Source organism: Mesorhizobium sp. M2C.T.Ca.TU.002.02.1.1, from assembly GCF_003997225.1.
Genome location: NZ_RZTO01000710.1, coordinates 1 through 3262, shown reverse-complemented (window position 1 = coordinate 3262; position 3262 = coordinate 1). Strand labels below are relative to the sequence as shown.

Sequence of the window (3262 nt, the reverse complement as noted above, 5' to 3'; positions counted from 1 at the left end):
CCGCCAGTTCCGTATAGGGACCGTCGATCAGTATCGAGATTTTGATCTCGGACGTGGTGATGGCGCGGATGTTGATCGCCTTGTCGGCCAGCGCCTTGAAGGCGGTGGCGGCGACGCCGGCATGGCTCCTCATGCCGATGCCGATGACCGAGACCTTCGACATGCCGGATTCCGACTGCACGACATCGTAGCCGACTTCCGGCTTCAGCTTCTCCAGCACCGCAAGCGCCTTGTCGACGTCGCCGGACGGCACGGTGAAGGTCATATCGGTCAACTTGCCGTCCTCGGAGATGTTCTGGACGATCATGTCGACATTGATGTTGGCCTCGGCCAGCGGGCCGAAGATGCCGGCGGCAACGCCTGGGCGGTCGCCGACGCGGCGCAGCGAAATCTGCGCTTCGTCCTTGGCGTAGGCAATTCCGGTGACGACCTGCTGTTCCACGATCTCTTCCTCGTCGCAAATGAGCGTTCCGGGCGGATTGAGCAAATCCCCCATTCCGGGCGCGTCGGGATCGTCGAAGGACGACCGCACGAAGGTACGCACCCTGTGTACCATGGCAAGCTCGACCGAGCGCACCTGCAGCACCTTGGCGCCGAGCGAGGCCATTTCGAGCATTTCCTCGAAGGAAATCTTGGCCAGACGCCGGGCTTTCGGCTCTATGCGCGGGTCGGTGGTGTAGACGCCGTCGACATCGGTGTAGATGTCGCAGCGGTCGGCCTTGACCGCCGCGGCAATCGCCACGGCGCTGGTGTCGGAGCCGCCGCGGCCGAGCGTCGCGATGCGGTTGTCCGGTCCGATGCCCTGGAAGCCGGCGATCACCGCCACCTGGCCCTCGCCGAACCGCTTGATCAGGAAGGCGCCGTCGATGTCGAGGATGCGCGCCGCGCCATGCGCGTTGTCGGTCTTGATCGGAATCTGCCAGCCCTGCCAGGATCGTGCATGGACGCCCATATTCTGCAGCGTGATGGCCAGAAGACCGGCCGTGACCTGCTCGCCCGAAGCGACAACGGCGTCATATTCGCGCGCATCGTGCATGGGCGAGGCTTCCCGCGTCCAGGCGACCAGCTCGTTGGTCTTGCCGGCCATGGCCGACACCACCACGGCAACCTCGTGACCGGCATCGACCTCGCGTTTGACATGGCGCGCCACATTGCGGATGCGGGCGATGTCGGCGACCGAGGTTCCGCCGAATTTCATCACGATACGCGCCATGGAAGCGAAATGCCTTTGACTGAGGCCGGCTCAAGGCCGGAACGGGAAGAAACGCCAGGGTAAGCCCGGCGCCGGAATGCGCGGCCTCCTTAGCCAAAACAGCAAAGCTTCGCAAGCGAGCGCGACTATCGCCGGCCCCGGCACCGCCCATCCTGACGGATTCCTGCCGCCGATCATGCCATAAGAACGGCGAAACGCCCGCTGGAGATTCTCATGACCGAGGCCCTGGAAATCGTCACCTTCCGCCTCAAGCCCGGCACCGAAGCCGGCTTTGTCGCCAGTAATGGGACCGTAACCGACTGGCTCGCCCGGCAGCCGGGCTTCCTCAGCCGACATCTCGGCCGGCGCGAGGATGGCGTATGGGTCGACGTCGTGCGCTGGCGGAGCATGGAGCAGGCCCGGGCGGCGGCCGACCGCATCATGGCCGAGATCGGCGACAGCGACGCGCTGCAGGCAATAGAGCCGGCCAGCGTCGCCATGAGCCATGCCGAAGTCGCGTTGTCACGCTAGACCCGCATCCTCGGCTGGGCAACCGGCCCAGGCAGCGCTTTGCCACAAGCCCGGATAATCGAGAACGAAACCGGCCGACGAGACCGTCAGGATGGCCTCATAGCCAAAGGCCGGCGCGGCATAGGCGTAGCGGTTTTCGTCCAGTCGCCGATAGGTCTGGTCAAGGCGCGTGAGCCTGAGCTCGGGAAAAGCCAGGTAGGCGGCCGGAGCCGCCGTCGCCATGCCGACGCCAAGATCGAAGCGGCGGACCGCCACGAGGTTCGTGGCCGGCGTGAAGCCAAGGTCGACATCGACGAGACCCGCGACCTCGGCCTGGCCCACGCCGTTCAGCATCCATTGGCCATCGGCGAGCCGCTCGGCCTCGTAATGCAGCTCCTGCGTGCCGGCAAAGCCGTCGATCCGCGCGGAGCGCGTGCTCCAGCCGGCATCGCAATCCACCGCATAGGCAAGGCTGCAGGGCTGGCCGTCATGGGCGAAGAGTGCGTGGCCCTCGAGGCGCCAACCCTGGTCGGTCGCGCCAAGCAGGCAGGCATCATGGCCCTCAAGGTCGAGACGGCGCCAGAGGATCGACGAGTGGGGTTGCATAACCGGGCCTCCTTCCTGGACATCATGCCTTCCATTCGTCCGATATGGCGATCGCGTTTCCGCGGCGGCCAGATCAAGCCGCCATGTGCTGACATCGGGCCCCCACCGGCGGGGAGATGCTTGCCGGCAACGCGTGTGGCAGCAGTTGAAAAAACCTGCCTTGACTTTCGCGGCTGAGGACCCGACTTCCTAACGTTCGCCGAGTTCTTGGCGTTCGAGGAGGCCCGCCCATGCCAGAACCCCGCCGATCGACCATCGATGCCGGAGAAGTCGAGCGCTTCTCCGCGCTTGCCGCCGAATGGTGGAACCCGAACGGCAAGTTCCGTCCGCTGCACAAGTTCAACCCGGTGCGGCTTGCCTATATCCGTGACCAGGTGGCGGCGCGTTTCGGCCGCGACCCGCGCGCGGCCCGGCCTTTCGAGGGCCTGCGCTTCCTGGACATCGGTTGCGGCGGCGGATTGCTGTGCGAACCGATGGCCAGGCTTGGCGCCGATGTCGTCGGCGCCGACGCTTCCTCGACCAACATCGAGGTGGCCAAGCTGCACGCGGCGGAGGCCGGCGTCAGCGTCGACTATCGCGCCACGACGGCCGAGGCGCTGGCCGATGCCGGCGAGACCTTCGACGTCATCCTCAACATGGAAGTGGTCGAGCATGTCGCCGATGTCGACCTGTTCGTCGCCAAATGCGGCCAGATGGTCCGCCCCGGCGGCATCATGTTCGTCGCCACCATCAACCGCACGCTGAAAGCGCTCGGCCTCGCCATCATCGGCGCCGAATATGTTCTGCGCTGGCTGCCGCGCGGCACGCATCAGTTCGGCAAGCTGGTGCGGCCGGAGGAACTTGGAAAGGCGCTGGGCGCCGCAGGCCTCACGGTGATCGACCGCACCGGCGTCATCTATCATCCGCTGGCCGACCGCTGGCAGAAATCCAGGGACATGGACGTCAAATATATGG

The 3262-nt window shown here is 65.6% G+C and carries 4 protein-coding genes; 2 read left to right on the top strand and 2 right to left on the bottom strand.

From position 1 onward, the window contains the following. The coding region (locus tag EOD07_RS28060) for an aspartate kinase (protein ID WP_127237701.1) at positions 1-1213 on the bottom strand (1213 nt) is incomplete at its 3' end. Between the two features lie 213 nt (positions 1214-1426). On the opposite strand from EOD07_RS28060, the gene EOD07_RS28055 reads away from it, so the two are divergent. Then, positions 1427-1723 (top strand): antibiotic biosynthesis monooxygenase, encoded by a 297-nt coding sequence (locus tag EOD07_RS28055; RefSeq protein WP_127237700.1) that lies wholly within the window; start codon positions 1427-1429, stop codon positions 1721-1723. Here the strand turns inward: EOD07_RS28055 and EOD07_RS28050 are convergent. Continuing rightward, positions 1715-2308, bottom strand: coding sequence for a putative glycolipid-binding domain-containing protein (locus EOD07_RS28050; RefSeq protein ID WP_127237699.1), 594 nt, complete (start codon positions 2306-2308; stop codon positions 1715-1717). The two genes, EOD07_RS28055 and EOD07_RS28050, sit on opposite strands and share 9 nt — an antisense overlap. Positions 2309-2538: 230 nt before the next feature. On the opposite strand from EOD07_RS28050, the gene ubiG reads away from it, so the two are divergent. After that, the coding region (ubiG, locus tag EOD07_RS28045; RefSeq protein ID WP_127237698.1) for a bifunctional 2-polyprenyl-6-hydroxyphenol methylase/3-demethylubiquinol 3-O-methyltransferase UbiG at positions 2539-3262 on the top strand (724 nt) is incomplete at its 3' end.

What these genes read in the sequence shown, in the direction of transcription:
- EOD07_RS28055 (WP_127237700.1), top strand. Translation starts at nt 1,427, where the DNA reads ATGACCGAGGCCCTGGAAATCGTCACCTTCCGCCTCAAGCCCGGCACC.
- EOD07_RS28050 (WP_127237699.1), bottom strand. Translation starts at nt 2,308, where the DNA reads ATGCAACCCCACTCGTCGATCCTCTGGCGCCGTCTCGACCTTGAGGGC.